Genomic DNA, 17,755 nt, shown 5'->3' with positions numbered 1-17,755 from the left:
TTTTTAAAAACATAAAATTATCATTGAATATTGTAAAAACAAAGTTTTATAAAGACGAATGTTATGTATTTATATCAACTAAAAACAATAAGAATTTTTATCTACAACCTATATCTTGTCAAGATCTTCAATTTCTAAACTCTAATGATAAACATAAATGGTTGCAAAAATATTCTTTTGGTACATTTAGATACCACACTTGAAACTTCCTATCGGTGAACCATCAGGAATTTTTGGAGATGGCTGCACTGTAAAACTTTCTGGTTTTTCTATAAACAACTGTATCTGCTGTAAATAATACACTTTATAATCGTTATCAGAAACTTCATTATTACTGATCATCTCTTTTAATGACATCAACTTTTGATATGCTATAGCATTAACTTGCGGATACGTTTCTTTAAGCACACTCAAATGCATCAAATGTTTGATTACATTAAACCGAACTGTGTGTTGAATTTCTTTATGATAACTATCTTTTATTTTTGTTTTAAAACTGGCCGTAATAAGCGCATCTATAACTTCAGAAAAACCTAACTGGTTATTATCCAAACTTTTTTGTTGCACTAGTCTGGCAGCTCTTTCAGGATGTAATAAAAGCGAAAGACTCATATCACTAGAAGTGGCTGCTGCACTAATGGCATCAAAACCAACTCCTGTTTTGGATTGAAATGATTCTCTGGTTCGATTATAACCAAAAGCTCTAGGCGGAAATAGGTTAAGCTTGTCTTTTGGAATCGCCAAAGTTTCTGGTTGTATTGTTTCTAATATAACCTCTAATGCAGTTTTTTGCTTTTTTGGCGACAAGTATTCTACAATAGTTTGTTGATCTCCTTTTACAGCATAGTTATAATGTAATCCTCCTATAAGCTTTACTACCGCTTCCGTTTGATATCTATGAAAAAAATATAAAGGCACAAAAACATCTTCTAACACAGAGTATGATTCATTTGTACGAATGTTATCCTTAGAAAAGTTTCGAATAGCAGTATTACGTATTTCAAGTACATTTTTTAATTCTTCTGTTACATCTTGTCCATTATCCCACAAATGTGCCAACTCATGTGCGCCTCCTTTTGGTCTTGCATCTTGATCAGAGATAAATCGAAGTCCGGATTGATAAGCTTTATCCAAAATAGTATTCAGAGCTTTCTTTGTATCCATCTTTTCATCAAATTCTGAATAGCTATAAGCAACTGTTACTTTATCCCACTCTCCTATTTTGGTGTCATAAGCTTTAGCGACATCTATCTTTCCATTAGAAAGTGATATTGTAGGGTGAGGATAATCCATCACAGAAGCTTTATTTTTTGTACTTGCTGCAAAATTATGTGCAAAACCAAGAGTATGTCCTACCTCATGAGCAGACAATTGTCGAATTCGTGCTAAAGCCATATCCAACATAGGTTGATAGTTATTATCATTTTCTTTAAATGGCTGGTTTAATAGAGCTTGAGCTATCAAAAAATCCTGTCGTATTCGCAAACTTCCTAAACTTACATGTCCCTTAAGAATCTCTCCCGTTCTAGGATCAACAACACTTGCTCCGTAGCTCCATCCACGAGTAGAACGATGTACCCATTGTATCACGTTATATCTCAAATCCATAGGATCTGCATCTTTTGGAAGCATTTTAACCTGAAAAGCATCTTTATACCCTATAGCTTCAAAAGCTTGATTCCACCACTGTGCACCATCTATTAATGCTGACTTCACAGGTTCGGGAGTTCCGGGATCTAAATAATAAACAATCGGTTCCTTAGCTTCACTAATTGGCAAATCCGGATTCTTTTTTGATAAACGATGTCTAATGATGTATCGTTTTTTGATCTGTTCCTGCACAGGAGTGGCATAATCCAAATAAGAGATAGAAATTGCTCCGCTTCTTGGATCAAATTCACGTTTTTGATATTGGTTGTCGGGTAATTCTACAAATGAATGATGTTGTATTACAGATAGAAACTCTGTATTTGGAGCTACTGATTGAATATGATCTCCTTTTGGTTTGCCCTTGTAGGTAATAAGTGCTTCAAATTCTACGTTTTTAGGAAATGCCTTAGTTCTATCAAGGCTAAGAGCACTTTTTGTTTTATCAATAGTATAAGCACCTTCTTTCATAGATGCCAATTTTTGTATCACACCATGAGTGTCTTGTAGAAGAAAAGGAGTAAAATCAATAATAAATGTTCCTGACTTTTCTTCTTTAATCGGAAAACCATATAATACAGAAGTCGCAAATGCTTGTTCAACGCTTCTTTTTTCTAAAACATTATCTGTTATTGCCCTATATTGTTGATTAGGCTGTACAAGCAACAATTTATTACCTGCTTTCCGAAATTTCACTACGACTCCATCCCCTATTTGTCCTCTATCTAAGCCAATATCATTAGACCCTAAACCTGTAGTTAAAGAATGTACATATAAAAACTCTGTATCAAGCTTATCAACTTCAAGATAAATTTCATCTTTGGCTTCGTTATAATGAAATGTAAAGAAACCATTGTTAGATTTCAAATTCTTTTGTTTTTCTAAAAATTGAGCTGTAATTACTTGACTAAATAATGCAAAGCAAAGAAGTATTGAGATTTTTTTCATAGAGTGAATTATATAGAAGATGATATCAATTTCTAAAAATAATATAAAAATTATTTCTTACTGAATGCTTTAATCCTATTTTTGTCAAAAACTACAAAAAATGATCAACACAGAGGTTCTACAGGATCTTAAAAAACGCCTGGCTGCGTTAAGGGGGTATCTTTGACATTGATGCCAAACGAATAGAAATAGCAAACGAAGAAGAAAAAACATATGCTCCGGATTTTTGGGATAATGCTCAAGAAGCCGAAAAGATTATGAGAGCATTGAATGCCGAAAAAAAATGGGTTTCAGATTATGAAAAAAGTGAGTCTTTTGTAGATGACCTCGAAGTACTCTATGAATTCTATAAAGAAGGCGATGCTTCAGAAGAAGAAGTAACTCAAAAACATGATGAAGTATTTACACTTCTCGAAGAGCTTGAATTTAAAAACATGCTTAGTGATGAAGGTGATAGCATGAGTGCTGTATTACAAATTACTGCCGGAGCAGGTGGTACAGAGAGTTGTGATTGGGCTAGTATGCTTATGAGAATGTATCTGATGTGGGCAGAAAAAAGAAAATTCAAAGTAAAAGAGCTTAATTATCAGGAAGGAGATGTTGCCGGAATCAAAACAGTAACATTAGAAATAGAAGGAGAATATGCGTTTGGTTGGCTGAAGGGTGAAAATGGCGTACATCGCTTAGTACGAATTTCTCCTTTTGATAGTAATGCCAAAAGACATACCTCATTTGCTTCTATATACGTATATCCGCTAGCAGATGATAGTATTGAGGTCGAAATCAACCCTTCTGACTATGAGATTATTACTTCTCGATCTAGTGGAGCCGGTGGACAAAATGTAAACAAAGTAGAGACCAAAGTACAACTTACACACTTTCCTACGGGTATTCAAATCTCTTGCTCAGATTCGAGATCTCAACATGATAATCGAGAGAAAGCATTACAGATGCTAAAATCTCAATTATTTGAAATAGAACTCAAAAAACGACAAGCACAACGTGATGAAATCGAAGCTTCTAAGATGAAAATCGAATGGGGTTCTCAGATACGTAATTATGTTATGCATCCCTATAAACTTGTGAAAGATGTGAGAACTGCAGAAGAAACAGGTAATGTAGATGCTGTTATGGATGGAAGTATAGATCCTTTTTTAAAAGCATATCTTATGCTCATGGGACAAAAAAATGAAGAATAAAATATTTTATAACCAAATTATTATTAATACTACCAATTTATGGTAACTATATATCATAACCCAAGATGTCGCAAATCAAGAGAGGCACTTGCCATATTAGAAGATCAAAAAGAAGAAATCTCGATTTTTAAATATCTGGACACACCACCAGACAAAAAAGAAATCACAGAAGTTATTAAACTTTTGGGAATTAACCCAATTGAATTGGTGCGCAAAAATGAAACTATCTGGAAAGAAAATTACAAAGGGAAAACATTGTCTGATGATGAAGTTATAACTATACTTTCTGAAAATCCAAAGCTGATTGAAAGACCCATTGTAATCAAAAACAATAAAGCAATCGTAGGTAGGCCTCCCGAAAAAGTCTTAACGATTTTATAAATTTTTATAAAATTAATTTAAGGCATTAAACCTTTTTATAATACAAAAGTCTAAAAAATCGTCTAGTCATCTAGAAAGATGCTACCCCATATTATTCCTGCGATATCAGGAATAGTATATCTAATAGATTATTAACCATTTTTTGAAACCAACTGTGTAGTAGTACACAACTTTTATTATGAAGAGGATTTTATTTCATTTATTATGTATTCAATCACTATTAATATCCGCTCAAGACCAAGATCAGGAACAAGAATTTGAAAAAAACAATATTGATATTACTGGTTCTGTCATCGACAAAGACACTCAGGAACCACTAGAATATGCTACAATTGCTTTTTATGACCATGAAACCCAAGAGGTAATCACAGGAGGTATCACAAACGAAAAAGGTACTTTTAAAATCGAGGTAGAATCAGGAATTTACGATATTCACATCGAATTTATTTCTTTCAAAACCAAAAAACTAATAAGCAAAAAATTAATAAAAAACACGAGTTTAGGAACGATCCAATTAGCTCTGGATACAGAAACATTAGATGATGTTGTAGTAGTAGCAGAAAAACCAGATGTAGAGATCAAACTAGACAAGAGAGTATACAATGTTGGTAAAGATCTCACTACAGGTGGTGCAACAGTAAGTGATGTACTTGATAATGTACCTTCTATTACAGTAGATGTAGATGGTGCGGTAGCACTAAGAGGAAATGATGATGTAAGAATCCTTATAAACGGTAAACCTTCTGGTCTTGTTGGTCTTAATGGTTCTGATGCGCTTAGACAATTGCCTTCTGATGCTATAGAAAGAGTAGAAGTTATTACCTCGCCTTCTGCCCGTTATGATGCAGCAGGAACAGCAGGAATTTTAAATATAATTTTAAAACGTAATAAACTACAGGGACTTAATGGTTCTGTAACACTCAATAGTGGATACCCATTTAGTCTTGGTACATCTGGTAATCTTAATTATAGAACAGGAGATATCAACTTTTTTACCAATACAGGATATAATTACAGGGAGATTCCAGGAAATTCATTATCTGAGACTCGTTTTTTTAATATTGATGACGATGGTACAGATAATCCGGATACCTTTTTGACAGAAGACAGAGATTTTGATCGAGAACGCAAAGGATTTAATACTAATGTAGGTATAGAATGGTATTTAACAGAGACTTCTTCGATAACTTCTTCATTCTTATACCGTTTTAGTGATAATAATAACAATACCACAAATATCATTACAGAATCTGACCTGAATGGTGATATTTTAAGTCAGAATATTCGTTTTGATCCAGAAGTTGAAGATGATATTACTAAACAACTATCGGTTAACTACACTAAAGACTTCAAAAAAAGTGGGCATACATTAACATTAGATGTTCAGATAGAAGATAGCGAAGAAGATGAGCGCTCTGCCATCACTCAAGAAAATATTTCTACGATAGAACTGGTTAATACTTTAGAAAAACAAAAACGATTACTTCTACAAAGTGATTATGTACTTCCTTTAGGAAAAAATAGCCAGTTTGAACTAGGTTATCGAGGTAGTTTTAGAGAGTTAGATACCGATTTTTTGGTAGAATTTGATGATAACGGAAATGTAGTTACAGATACCAATCTGTCTAATAATCTTATCTATACACAAAATGTAAATGCTGCTTACACCCAATTTGGCAGTAAAATAGGCAAATTGTCGTATCTATTAGGGTTACGATTAGAAAACACAGAGCTTATTATTGATCAACGTACTAGTAATGATTTTAATAAAAGAACTTTTACTGATCTGTTTCCTACTATAAATTTAGGATTTGAAATTTCTGAAAACCAAAGCATTCTTTTAGGATATAATCGTAGAATCCGAAGGCCCCGTTCTCGATTTGTAAACCCGTTTCCTTCTAGGTCTAGTGCCACTAATCTTTTTCAAGGAAATCCAAACCTTGATCCCAGTTATGCCAATGCTTTTGATTTGGGTTACCTTAATAAAATTGGAAAAATCACTTTAAACACCTCTCTGTATTATACGCATGCTACAGAAGTATTTACATTTATATCAGAAGATACAGGAGAAACAGTATTGATCGGAGCAGATGAGAACAATCCCGGTACAGAAGTAGCTGTTATCAGAAGAACTCCTATTAATCTTGCAGACTCTTATCGATACGGTTTTGAATTCACCGTATCATACGCCCCTAGCAGACGTTGGCGAATGAATGGAAATTTTAATGCTTCTCAAAACAATTTTAGAGGAGAAAATAATGGAGAAAGTTTAGATAATGACAACTTTAGTTGGTTTGCTCGTTTCAATAATAAACTCAGGTTACCGGCAAAGATAGATTGGCAAACGACTCTATTTTATAGAGGCCCCAGAGAAAGACCTCAAACCGAGGATGAAGGAATCTTTAGTATGAACATGGCTTTTGGCAAAGATTTATTTAAAGAAAAGGCTTCTCTTACTTTTAACATTAATGATGTTTTTAATTCTAGAATAAGAAAACGTACTGCCGCCACACCAACTTTTATATCAGATCGCGAAACGCAATCAAGAGTAAGACGATTTAATCTTTCTTTTACCTATCGTTTTAATCAATTCAAAAAAAGACGAAAGCGAAAAGAAGAAGAAAATATTGATGAAGAATTTGAAGGATAAACTTATTGAGACTTAACTCGTTTTCTTCAAAATTCACACCGTTGATTTGACAGTGTTTGTAAATAGCACTGATTTTTGTTTTGAATTGAACGCCCTAGGACATTAGATGTCATAGGGCGTTATCCTTTTTGAATGACTTTGATCGTTTCTATTCTATATTTTTCTTTTCGCCTAAGAAGTTTTCTTACACTAATTTCTTCTTTGTCCTCTAATAGCAATATCACTTTCAAGTTATTACCAGTTTTTTCTTTTTCTTTTGCTACTTCTAGAAATATTTCAAACAATTTCTCAAAAGATTTGAATTCATTTGAATACAGGCATTGAGCATCATAAATAATGAAAAATTTATTTTTTGGAGTACTTTCTCCACGAATAACATCTCGAATAGCATTAAAGTTTCTCCCTATATCAAATCCCCAAGGCGTCGCATGGCAAAGTTGATAACATAAGTCATCAAAATCTATAGCTAATCTGCCATAAATCGGACTTATTTCAGAATCTGGATAGTTTCCCAACCTTTGAATAAGTTTAGTCCCAAACCATTGTAGGTCTGATCTTTTTCCAGAGCAGACCAAATGATCCGATAATGACAGTTTAGCAATTTTTTCTATCCAACCATCGGTATAAATGTTAACAACTTCTTCCATTAATCCTGATGATATCTTATATCAATACTTTTCTTTATTTTGATTTTTCATTCCTCAATCTTAATTATCAAACTGATCTTTATGACAAACCAAATTGTTTTAAAAAATCCTTAGACTATTAATTTTCTAAATACACTATAGGTTTTATTATAAAAGAGTACTTATACTTCACCATTTTACTCTGCAAAGGCGTTTTCTAAAAGTGTTTTAAGCTCTTGCCATGATTTTTCGTCAGCTTCTTGTTGATAAGCAAGAGGCAGATTAAACTTTTTACCAAGACTATCTGCATCTTTACTGGTAAATCCATGTACTGCACCTTCATAAGCGATATACTTATAATCTGCATTAAGAGTATCCATTGCCTTTTTAAAATTAACTACTGATTCTGCCGAAACAAAAGGATCATCTGCTCCATTACATACCAAAACTTTAGCTTTTAATCCTTCTTTTGGCATTACCGGCAGTTCTACTCCACTATGAAAAGCAGCTACTGCGTCTAGGTCGGCTCCTGTATTTGCCATGGTGAGCGCTACACTACCGCCAAAACAATATCCTATAGCCGCTATTTTGTTCACATCTACTGCTTCACTACTTTTAAGCATTTCTAATGCTGCATTAAACCTTGTAGTTGCCACATCTATATTTCCCATTACACTCATAGCAAATTTACCAGCGTCTTTGGGGTGTGCTGCTTGTTTACCGTCTCCATACATGTCAATTGCTAAAGCAACATATCCAAGTTCTGCAAGCATATCTGCTCTTTTTCTTACATAATCATTATGCCCCCACCATTCATGGATAACAATAATCCCTGGCTGTTTTTCGGTTGCATTTTCATTGTATGCAAGATATCCTTGCATAGATAATGTATCTGCAGTATACGTAACTTTTTCTCCTTTGAGGACAAAAGGTTTTTCTTCTACTACTTCTACTTGTTCTTCGGGAGCTGTATTTTCAGGTTTTTTAGTTTCTTTACAACTAACTATAAGTAAAACGGACAATAGTATTGTATAAGGATTGGTGAAAATTTTCATGAGTTTGAGTGTTTTTAGATTATAGAATTAAAAATAATATTTAAGTGTTTTTAGAATCAATTTTTTCAAAATATGTAGTATTATTTGTATCATCATAAAATGTATTGATATCAAAATATTGAGTTACCAGACTCTTTTTTTCAATAAAAAAATTATGAATTGGATCAATAATAGAATTCATTGTCCCTTTTAAAAATAGTATAGTTTACTCTTTATCCATAACAATTTTGTGAACAATTGCATAATTTCCCATTCTACTCTGCGGCATATTAATCCCATCAGTGAGGCTATCAGAATAATTTATGTTTTTATCACATATCCAAAGTCCTTTTAGAATTGATATCTCAAGCGTAACTACTTTTGGACTCGAATTGATTGTAGACAAATAGTTTTCTAATGATTTTTGATTGACGTTACTTTCACAAAATTTGATAAAATATTTTTGCCCGCTGTAATCAATATACATTTCTTTATGATCCGGGTTCTCTACTCCCTTTTTATTTATAAAATTTTGGTAGATTATAGGAACAGTTACAGTGTACTTCTCTCCTATTTTAGTATCTGTTGTTGTTTCTTCGGCTGCTGCTGTTCTTTTCGTTACACAAGATATTATCAGCAAAAAGGATACTGTAATCAAGAAATATACACTGTATTGTTCTATAGTTTTTTTCACAATGATATCATATTGTCAGAATGAATTTACTCAATAACCAAAATTTAAGTGCTCTTGGGCTTGCTTCAAATCAAAGTTATTTTTTGATTGATGTTTTGTAGGTTTGCCCCGAGGTATTTCAGTTTATATCATAAAAACTATTCTTCTATAAATGGTGCTCCTACTGCATTGAGTTCTTTTGTTAACCCTTTTATTTCATTTTGAATGTTATTGATTTTAGTCTTAAAAGTATCAATACTCGCAGTAATAATCTGCATCGTTTTGCGGTGTGTATCCGTCGGACCATAAGTGGAACGCTCTACCCCTTTTTGAATAGCAAACATACGATATTGTAATGTAGGTTTATTCTTTTCTCCTACTTGTTGTTTAGATGGGCTTCCATTAAATTCTTTATTAATACCCTGCATCTTTTTGGAAAGCGCATGTAAACGAGTATCCAGATCTCCCGGAACACTATTTGCATTTTGCAATGCTCTTTTCATTGCTGCTATTGTTTTAATCCCTTTTTTGATATTTAGATCAATCGCAGATACATCTCGAATTGCATTTTCATATGTTCTCAAAAATGCTGTACTTTCCTCTACAGATACTCCTGGCAAAGCTCCTTTGCGCATTTGTTTTACAACAAAGGTTATCGGCTCGGATAATACAGTTACTTTACCTTCTACTACTTTTGATAATGTAGCGGTATAAGTTCCCGGTGGAGCCATAAAGCCTTTTGGTGTATAATCACTATCATTTTGCTTTTGTAATGTAATCGGATAAGGCGAAGGGTATCGCAAATCCCATGCTATGCGATGGAAACCTTTTTTAACATCTCCTTTAATCCTACGGATTGCTTTACCATTACTATCAGTAATTGTAATTATAATTTTGGGAGTAGTCGCAGTATGCTCGGCATCTACACTTTCCCAACCGGAAAAAGCAATATCCTTTGCTTTGTTAGCTTTTTCTCTTTTTTGTCTAGTCTCTTTTGCTGTTTTTAAACCGTCTTTAAGATAATAAGTAAATACTGCTCCAAAGTCAGGATTAGGGGCTACATAATGTGAAGCGCCCTGACTTCCTTTTTGATCATCAAAACTCAAATGAGATCTGGGGATATACCACCAAGCATCTCTAGTAGGAAATAAAATTGCTTCTTCTTGTAACTTTGCTTCAGAAATATTACGTAAGGGAGTATAATCATCAAAAACAAAGAACCCTCTTCCAAAAGATGCGCCTACTAAGTCATTTTCTCTACGTTGAATTGCAATATCTCTAAACGAAATTGTAGGAGCTCCTCCTTGTAATTTTACCCATTTTTTTCCTCCATTTATCGTAAAATAGATTCCAAATTCTGTAGCTGCAAAAAGTAGATTAGATTGTACATGATCTTGAACAATTCTCCAAATTAGTGTTCTTTGGGGAAGGTTTCCTACGATAGAAGTCCATGTTTGTCCTTTATCTGTACTCTTAAACAAATATGGATTAAAGTCTCCATATTTATGATTATCTAGAGCTACATATACTGTATTGGCATCAAAAAGATCTGCTTTAATATCGTTTACAAAAGCTGTAGAAGGTACTCCTGGTAATGATCCTGCTTCAATTTTTTTCCAATTATCTCCACCATTTTCTGTGACTTGTATTGCTCCATCATCGGTGCCTACATATAGGATATTTTCTTGTTTTGGTGATTCTGCAATAGATGTGATCGTATTATAATTAGACATTGCTAAGAAATCCCAAGGTGCATCCCAAGACTGCTTTTTACCCATGATTGGCAATGTAATACGCTCTTGATTTTTGGTTAAATCTCCAGAAATAGCAGTCCATTGATCTCCTCTATTATCAGATCGCCATAATCTTTGCGAAGCAAAATAAATTCGTTTTGGATCATGAGCACTTACCAAAATTGGTGCATCCCAATTAAATCGCTCAAAATTCTCGTCAGCTCCTGGTTGCGGCTGGATATCAATTACTTCTCCTGTACTCAAATCTACTCTTGATAAATTACCTTCTTGACGTTCTGCATACATAATATCAGGATTACCCGGTTCTGTTGCTGGCTGATGTCCATCCCAATTTAAAACGACACGCCAGTCAGAATTTTGTATTCCATGTACATTATCGGTTCTCGAAGGACCTCCCTGAGTACTATTATCCTGAGTCCCTCCATAAATATTATAAAAAGGTGCTGCATCATCTACTGCAAGCTTATAATATTGTGTAATAGGAAGGTTATCTATAAATCTCCAGTTTTTAGTTAAATCAAATGTCTCATACAACCCTCCATCTGTACCTACAAGAAGATAGTTAGGGTCACTTTTTTTGAAAGCAATAGCATGATTATCTGAGTGTTTGTGCTCCTCTTTCATTCTTGTAAAAGTTTTTCCTCCATCTTCGGATATTTGCATCCGTACATCTACCAAATATAATCTTTCAAAATGATGGGGAGACGCATACAGTTCTTGATAATAATGTGGCCCTGTGGCTCCTGAAACTGCATCTGATCTTTTTTCCCAAGTTGTACCACGATCTGAAGAACGATATACAGCACCTGTTCTTCTATCTAATTCTATAGCGGCATAAAGAATGTCTGGTTTTTGTGGAGATATTGCCAAACCTATTTTACCCATCCATGATGTAGGTAGCCCATTCTTTAGTTCTTCCCATGTTTCTCCACCATCAACACTTCTATGTATTCCTGATCCCGGACCACCTCCTATATAAGCAGCTACAGTACGATGTCTCTGCCATGTTGCAGCATATAATTGATCTGGATTTCTTGGGTCAATAACAATATCTGTTACGCCTATCCACTCTGCATCGCCCAAAGTTTTCTTCCATGTTTTTCCTCCATCAATAGATTTATACAATCCTCGTTCTCCTCCTTTTTTCCAAAGTGGGCCTTGTACTGCCACCCATATTACATTAGAGTTTTCGGGATGAATAATGATTTTAGAAATATGTTCTGATGTTTTAAGCCCCATGTTGGTCCAATTAGCACCACCATCTGTACTTTTATATATACCATCACCATATCCTACATGGCGCCCTCCTACATTTTCTCCTGTTCCTACCCAAATTGTATTGTGATTACCGGGATCCATGGCAATACAACCAATTGAATATGAAGTTTGATCATCAAAGATAGGGGTCCATGTGGTTCCTGCATTCACTGTTTTCCAAACGCCACCAGAACCAACTCCGACATATCTGATATTTTCATTTTGCGGATGGATAACAATATCAGCAATTCTTCCTGACATGAATGCGGGACCTATATTGCGTAGTTTTAATCCAGTAAAAGTAGAATCTGATACTATCGAAGATGCAACTTGTTTTGTTTTAGACTTAGATCGTTGCGCTGATACTGAAATTAATACCAAATTGAATAGTATCAGTAAAAAGATTCGTGTTTGTTTTGTTTTCATATGATTTTTGCGTGATTATTAGCTGAATTACATCTTGAAAATTATTGTAAATTCAATAATAATATCTTAACAAAAACATAAAACTGTTTTTAAAGTACTGAAAATATTCAACTTGTCATTTTTAGTAATATTCTTGCTATTAGATAATGAATGTTTTCACTGTTTTTACAGTCAACCATTTTAAAATATACCTATGGAGTATAAGAGACAAATACTTTTGAATGTTGAAGCAAGTCTGAGAATATTTCAATCTAAATTATTGATTAAAAAGTAAAACATCGAAACGAATTATGTAATCGAGAGCCTATTATTTCTGGTATTTGGCTTTTTTACTACCAGCATACATTTCATATTTTACTAATCTTGATTCTAGCTTACCATTAAAAACTTTTATTTTTCTAGAAGGTCTAAGTCCAACAAATTTAAGCCCTTCGAGGTTTGATGTAATAAACCATGCATTTGTTCCGGGATAGTTTTGTTTCAAAGTATCTCCTATAGAGGTATAAAACTCCTCTATATCAATCTGTTGTAATCTTTCTCCATAAGGAGGATTAAATACCATATGTAAAGGTCCTTCTGTCTCTTTTTGAGTATCGAAAAAATTTCCTTCTTTGATTTTTATAAAATCGCCCAAATTTGCATTCTCGATATTCTTTTTGGCTTTTCTAATTGCAGAGGGTGCTTTATCCATTCCTAAAATAGAATATTGAAAATCTCTTGATTTATTAAGGCAGGCTTCTTCTATTTTTTCAAATAAATCCATATCCCAGTCTAACCATTTTTCAAAAGCGAATTCTTTTCTATTCAGATTAGCAGGAATATTACAGGCAATCATAGCTGCTTCAACCAAAATTGTACCACTACCACACATAGGGTCTATAAAGTTACTTTGCCCATCCCAACCAGAAAGTAAAAGTAAACCGGCAGCTAAGACTTCATTAATCGGGGCAATATTGGTAGCACTTCTATATCCTCTATGATGTAATGATCCTCCTGAACTATCTAATGAAACTGTACAAATATCCTGCTGAATATGTATATTGATTGTAAGATCAGGATACTCGGTATCAACATTAGGTCTTCTTCCTGTTTCTTTTCTAAATTTATCTACTATAGCATCTTTTGCTTTTAAAGAAATAAATTGTGAATGCTTAAAAATAGTAGAATTAACGGTAGCATAAATAGCAAAAGTATCTTCGGTATCTAAATAATTATTCCATCGAATACTTTGTATAAAATTGTAGAAATCTTTTTCATTTTTAACCTTTTTAGAAGATATCGGTTTTAAAATTTTAAGCGCAGTCCTAAGGCATAGATTTGCTTTATACATAAATCCTTTGTCTCCGTAAAAGCTAACCATACGATTACCTTTTTGAACTTTTTGTGCTCCTAAAGCCTTCAGCTCTTTTTCTAAAATCTCCTCAAAGCCAAAAAAAGTTTTAGCTATCATTTTAAATGAAGTGTTCACTACCGTAAAAATATTCTTTGAAAAGTGATTATTGTTTTATGCAATATTGCGATATAAAACTTAAATACACTTTTACTAATTAAACCGCAAAAATACACTAATTTTGCGCCCTATGCTAAAAGATTATGCAATGTGGTACACATCTTGGTTTGATACTTCATATTATCACACTCTATATAAAGATCGTGATTATGATGAGGCTAAACAATTTATGGACAATCTTACCCAATATCTTAACCTAGAATCCGAAGACAAAATTTTAGATTTAGCATGTGGTAAAGGTAGACATAGTATTTATCTTAATTCTCTAGGATATGATGTAACAGGAGTCGATTTATCTAAAAATAGTATTAAACACGCTTCTCAATTTGAAAATGACACACTAAAATTTAGAGTACATGACATGTGCAAACCGTATGAGGAAAAGTTTTCTGCGGTTTTTAACTTGTTTACTAGTTTTGGGTATTTTGATAATGAAGAAGATAATCTTAATACCATCAAAGCAATTAAAGCCGATCTTAATACTCGTGGATTAGGAGTTATTGATTTTATGAATGTTGACTATGTAATAGAACATCTTGTCCCAAATGAAACAAAAGAAGTTGAAGGTATCGTTTTTACAATAAATAGGTTTGTAAAAGATGGATATATCTATAAAGAAATAAGATTTAAAGATCATGAAGAAAGTTTTTTCTTCACAGAAAAGGTAAAAGCCATTTCTTTAGATGATTTTATGAGGTACTTTGAAAAAGCTGACGTAAATTTGCTTGATGTATTTGGAAACTACAATCTTCAAAAATTTGACAAAAAAACTTCAGAAAGATTGATATTAATTTTTAGATAGTGCTTGATTATACTTTATCTATAGCATCGATTTTTGTAGGAACATTAATCGTATTTATTTTTAAACCTTCTAATGCTAAAAACCTCAATCTACTTTTAGCATTTAGTGGTGCATTTCTTTTGGCTATCACAGTCTTTGATTTATTACCAGAAGTGTTTGAAGATCACGATGCGGCAAAACAAACCGGTGTATGGATTATGATTGGGATACTTTTACAAAAAATACTTGAATATTTTTCTAAGGGGGCAGAACATGGGCATATTCACTTTAGTAAAGATACAACTCAAATTCCTAAATTACTTTTCATTAGTTTATGCATACACGCAATATTAGAAGGTTTTCCTATTCATAATACAGAAGGGATATTGATAGGAATAATTATTCATAAAATCCCTATTGCAATTATTTTAACTACATTTCTACTCAATACAAAAATTAAAAAATCTACCATTGCTATTATTCTTTTAGGTTTTGCATTAATGACGCCTCTTGGCACATTTATCAGTGAGCATTTTGAAGCTCTCCAAAAATATTACAGCAATATAAATGCACTTGTAATAGGTATATTTTTACATGTATCAACTACTATTCTATTTGAAAGTAATGAAGGTCATAAATTCAACATTACAAAATTATTAGTTGTTTTGAGTGCAACGATTATAGCATATTTGATTTAATGTTTAGCAAAGAAGAATCAAAAAAAATAAGACAAGAGTTTTGGACATCTTTTGGAAAAGCGTATCCAAGAAAATGGTTACTTTATAATACTAAAATAAAGGATGTCACCTTGAAGTTTACATTTACTACCAAGAAAACACAAGTTTCAATTGATATAGAGCCTCAAGATGAGATTATCAAAGCATATTATTATGATAAATTTTTGAGTCTAAAAACGATTCTAACTTCAGAATATATTCCCGAAATCATTTTTGATGACAACTATGAATTAGAAAATGGTAAAATCATTTCAAGAGTTTATACAGAAATATTAGGTTTGAATATCCATAATAAAAAAACCTGGGATGATGCTATGGAGTTTTTAAATGAAAGCATGAATAAGCTTGAAATCTTTTTCAAAGAATATGAAGATTTTATAAAGAATTAAATTCTTAAAATATCACATCAAAAATTAACTAATTCCTATTAAAAGTGTTATTTATTTAATTAATTAGCAATTAATATTGTTTTTTATAAATTAGCAGTGTCTAACACAAACTCTATCTTATGAAATTCAACGTTAAATTTATAGCAATCCTACTATCTATAGTTGTGTGTGCTAAATGTACCAAAGAAAATACCGATACTCAAGAAGGTAATATCGGGCTAGAGACTCAAAATGAAAATAATTTCTCTGGTAAACTCTCAATTGATAACACTAATATATCTTACACTTCAAAAGCATATGAAGAACTCAAGTTCAAAATTAGTTTATCTATTGATAATATGCTTATTGAAGCCTTAATTGATTACGAAAAAGAAGAAATGATTATAAATGGCTACGATAATAATTTATCTGAAAAGCAAAAAGAAGCTATACTGAACACCGGAAAAATCATTTCTGATTATTTATTAACTGAAAAAGAGGGAGATATTTCTATGACAGAATATACTTTATTAAGTATGATGGAATATTGGGGAAAATCACCTATAAACTATATCTATTCTAAAAGAAAAATTGCATCTCCTCAAACCACTACGGGTATAAAAAGTAGAAACGAAGGAATTACATGCATTAGAAAAAATACTTATGTTACAGCAGAATATGATGATTCTAGAGGTAATCATAGAGATAACGTAAAAGTTGGTAGTAAACCTAGAAATAATTACGGGTGTATGGGAAGATGTGGTTCAGACTGCGGAAGATGGTGGATACCTAGTGCATGGACTAAGGATTGTATGGATCACGACCAGTGTAGTAATGTTAATAATGCCAGTGGAGGAAGTAGTGACAGGAACTGCGGAGATGAATTTGATGAAGCTGCTGATGATTATGTATTTGGTGTCATCAGAGGCTGTAGAGGCTAACATCAATTAAAATTATAATAAGTTTAATCATTTGATCTGGTCATATCACATATTTTAGTATAAAAATGTAATGAAAAAAACTACCTGCCAGTACAAAGACATGCCAGATTACATGATTAAACTTCAATTTTTTAAAAACATAAAAGATAATACCAGATGTATAAGCGGCTCCCCCTAATATCAGGTATAAAATACCATCATTACCAACTACATTTATAAGAGAATCAATATCAATCATAATCAACCATCCCATAACAAGATAAAGTATTAATGAAACGGTCTCAAATTTTCCTGTAAAAAATAATTTTAAAATAGTACCAGCAAAGGTTATAGACCAAACTATTATAAATAACAAACAACCTTTGCTACTTAGAAGTGAGATCAAACTCACTGGAGTATATGTTCCAGCAATTAAGATATAAATACTAACATGATCAAAAATTCTTAATTTCTTTTTTACTTCGAGATTATCATAATAGTGATATAATGTAGATGCTAGATACAATATAAATAGAGATACAGAATATATCAGTATAGCTACTGAACTGTATTGAGTTTTTTGAGTATTTTCAATTATCAAAATCCACCCACCAATTATGGATAGCACTACTCCTATGACATGCGTAATCCAATTCCATTTTTCTTCTACTGCTGAAGATTCTACATCCATTAAATATAGATATTTATTGATTTATACACATAAAACTAAAAAAAACCCTTCATTTTAAGTAATGAAGGGTTTTGAAGAAGGCGGCGACCTACTCTCCCACGATTGTAGTACCATTGGCGCTAACGGGCTTAACTACTCTGTTCGGAATGGTAA

The 17,755-nt window shown here is 32.7% G+C and carries 15 protein-coding genes and 1 rRNA gene; 7 read left to right on the top strand and 9 right to left on the bottom strand.

Annotated elements, in window-relative coordinates; genetic code table 11:
* Nucleotides 1-186: 186 nt before the first annotated feature.
* Nucleotides 187-2,595 (bottom strand): zinc-dependent metalloprotease, encoded by a 2,409-nt coding sequence (locus tag FHK87_RS00070; RefSeq protein WP_140588319.1) that lies wholly within the window; start codon nt 2,593-2,595, stop codon nt 187-189.
* A gap of 100 nt (nt 2,596-2,695) precedes the next feature.
* On the opposite strand from FHK87_RS00070, the gene prfB reads away from it, so the two are divergent.
* The 3 genes from prfB to FHK87_RS00055 all read left to right on the top strand — a co-directional run bounded on the left by prfB (nt 2,696) and on the right by FHK87_RS00055 (nt 6,825).
* Nucleotides 2,696-3,794, top strand: a protein-coding gene (gene prfB, locus FHK87_RS00065; RefSeq protein WP_140588317.1) for a peptide chain release factor 2 whose coding sequence is annotated in 2 segments (ribosomal slippage) — nt 2,696-2,758 and nt 2,760-3,794 — 1,098 coding nt in all. Because the reading frame shifts where the segments join, the coding sequence is not laid out codon by codon here.
* A 39-nt stretch (nt 3,795-3,833) separates the two neighbouring features.
* Nucleotides 3,834-4,175, top strand: coding sequence for an arsenate reductase (glutaredoxin) (gene arsC, locus FHK87_RS00060; protein WP_140588315.1), 342 nt, complete (start codon nt 3,834-3,836; stop codon nt 4,173-4,175).
* 178 nt (nt 4,176-4,353) lie between these two features.
* On the top strand, nt 4,354-6,825 hold the full coding sequence (locus FHK87_RS00055) for an outer membrane beta-barrel family protein (RefSeq protein ID WP_140588313.1): 2,472 nt from the start codon (nt 4,354-4,356) through the stop codon (nt 6,823-6,825).
* 119 nt (nt 6,826-6,944) lie between these two features.
* Here FHK87_RS00055 and FHK87_RS00050 read toward each other — a convergent pair whose 3' ends face one another.
* From FHK87_RS00050 to FHK87_RS00030, 6 genes are all read right to left on the bottom strand, one after another.
* Complete coding sequence (locus tag FHK87_RS00050) at nt 6,945-7,472, bottom strand: barstar family protein (RefSeq protein WP_140588311.1); 528 nt, start codon at nt 7,470-7,472, stop codon at nt 6,945-6,947.
* 176 nt (nt 7,473-7,648) lie between these two features.
* Nucleotides 7,649-8,506 carry a dienelactone hydrolase family protein gene (locus FHK87_RS00045; RefSeq protein WP_140588309.1) on the bottom strand — a complete coding sequence of 286 codons (858 nt, stop codon included), beginning with the start codon at nt 8,504-8,506 and terminating at the stop codon, nt 7,649-7,651.
* Between the two features lie 40 nt (nt 8,507-8,546).
* Nucleotides 8,547-8,687 (bottom strand): hypothetical protein, encoded by a 141-nt coding sequence (locus FHK87_RS25975; protein WP_226293938.1) that lies wholly within the window; start codon nt 8,685-8,687, stop codon nt 8,547-8,549.
* A gap of 24 nt (nt 8,688-8,711) precedes the next feature.
* A complete protein-coding gene (locus tag FHK87_RS00040) occupies nt 8,712-9,179 on the bottom strand; it encodes a hypothetical protein (protein ID WP_140588307.1) in 468 nt (155 codons plus the stop codon).
* Nucleotides 9,180-9,316: 137 nt separating this feature from the next.
* Entirely contained in the window at nt 9,317-12,595 is a 3,279-nt protein-coding gene (locus FHK87_RS00035; protein ID WP_140588305.1) for a WD40/YVTN/BNR-like repeat-containing protein, read from the bottom strand.
* Between the two features lie 307 nt (nt 12,596-12,902).
* Entirely contained in the window at nt 12,903-14,045 is a 1,143-nt protein-coding gene (locus FHK87_RS00030; RefSeq protein WP_140588303.1) for a THUMP domain-containing class I SAM-dependent RNA methyltransferase, read from the bottom strand.
* 130 nt (nt 14,046-14,175) lie between these two features.
* Here FHK87_RS00030 and FHK87_RS00025 point away from each other — a divergent pair, with 130 nt between their 5' ends.
* From FHK87_RS00025 to FHK87_RS00010, 4 genes are all read left to right on the top strand, one after another.
* Entirely contained in the window at nt 14,176-14,907 is a 732-nt protein-coding gene (locus FHK87_RS00025; protein WP_140588301.1) for an SAM-dependent methyltransferase, read from the top strand.
* Entirely contained in the window at nt 14,907-15,584 is a 678-nt protein-coding gene (locus tag FHK87_RS00020; RefSeq protein WP_226293935.1) for a ZIP family metal transporter, read from the top strand. Before FHK87_RS00025 ends, FHK87_RS00020 begins: the two co-directional genes overlap by 1 nt.
* The gene (locus FHK87_RS00015; RefSeq protein ID WP_140588297.1) at nt 15,584-16,012 is read left to right on the top strand and encodes a DUF4268 domain-containing protein; all 429 of its coding nucleotides are present in this window, start codon (nt 15,584-15,586) and stop codon (nt 16,010-16,012) included. The genes FHK87_RS00020 and FHK87_RS00015 overlap by 1 nt, the downstream gene beginning before the upstream one ends.
* Nucleotides 16,013-16,131: 119 nt before the next feature.
* Complete coding sequence (locus tag FHK87_RS00010) at nt 16,132-16,932, top strand: hypothetical protein (RefSeq protein ID WP_140588295.1); 801 nt, start codon at nt 16,132-16,134, stop codon at nt 16,930-16,932.
* 40 nt (nt 16,933-16,972) lie between these two features.
* Here FHK87_RS00010 and trhA read toward each other — a convergent pair whose 3' ends face one another.
* Together trhA and rrf are read right to left on the bottom strand one after the other, a co-directional pair.
* Entirely contained in the window at nt 16,973-17,602 is a 630-nt protein-coding gene (gene trhA / locus FHK87_RS00005; RefSeq protein WP_140588293.1) for a PAQR family membrane homeostasis protein TrhA, read from the bottom strand.
* A gap of 75 nt (nt 17,603-17,677) precedes the next feature.
* Nucleotides 17,678-17,755: ribosomal RNA gene (rrf, locus tag FHK87_RS26620) — 5S ribosomal RNA — on the bottom strand; the annotation flags it as partial.

It is taken from the genome of Aquimarina algicola (assembly GCF_006443095.1).
In the GTDB taxonomy this organism is placed as follows: domain Bacteria; phylum Bacteroidota; class Bacteroidia; order Flavobacteriales; family Flavobacteriaceae; genus Aquimarina; species Aquimarina algicola.
This window is presented reverse-complemented; position numbering and strand designations above follow the sequence as displayed.

Coding starts and splice junctions, on each gene's coding strand:
- FHK87_RS00025 (WP_140588301.1), top strand. CDS start 14,176: ATGCTAAAAGATTATGCAATGTGGTACACATCTTGGTTTGATACTTCA.
- FHK87_RS00055 (WP_140588313.1), top strand. CDS start 4,354: ATGAAGAGGATTTTATTTCATTTATTATGTATTCAATCACTATTAATA.
- FHK87_RS00045 (WP_140588309.1), bottom strand. CDS start 8,506: ATGAAAATTTTCACCAATCCTTATACAATACTATTGTCCGTTTTACTT.
- trhA (WP_140588293.1), bottom strand. CDS start 17,602: ATGGATGTAGAATCTTCAGCAGTAGAAGAAAAATGGAATTGGATTACG.
- FHK87_RS00030 (WP_140588303.1), bottom strand. CDS start 14,045: ATGATAGCTAAAACTTTTTTTGGCTTTGAGGAGATTTTAGAAAAAGAG.
- FHK87_RS00050 (WP_140588311.1), bottom strand. CDS start 7,472: ATGGAAGAAGTTGTTAACATTTATACCGATGGTTGGATAGAAAAAATT.
- arsC (WP_140588315.1), top strand. CDS start 3,834: ATGGTAACTATATATCATAACCCAAGATGTCGCAAATCAAGAGAGGCA.
- FHK87_RS00010 (WP_140588295.1), top strand. CDS start 16,132: ATGAAATTCAACGTTAAATTTATAGCAATCCTACTATCTATAGTTGTG.
- FHK87_RS25975 (WP_226293938.1), bottom strand. CDS start 8,687: ATGAATTCTATTATTGATCCAATTCATAATTTTTTTATTGAAAAAAAG.
- FHK87_RS00070 (WP_140588319.1), bottom strand. CDS start 2,595: ATGAAAAAAATCTCAATACTTCTTTGCTTTGCATTATTTAGTCAAGTA.
- FHK87_RS00015 (WP_140588297.1), top strand. CDS start 15,584: ATGTTTAGCAAAGAAGAATCAAAAAAAATAAGACAAGAGTTTTGGACA.
- FHK87_RS00035 (WP_140588305.1), bottom strand. CDS start 12,595: ATGAAAACAAAACAAACACGAATCTTTTTACTGATACTATTCAATTTG.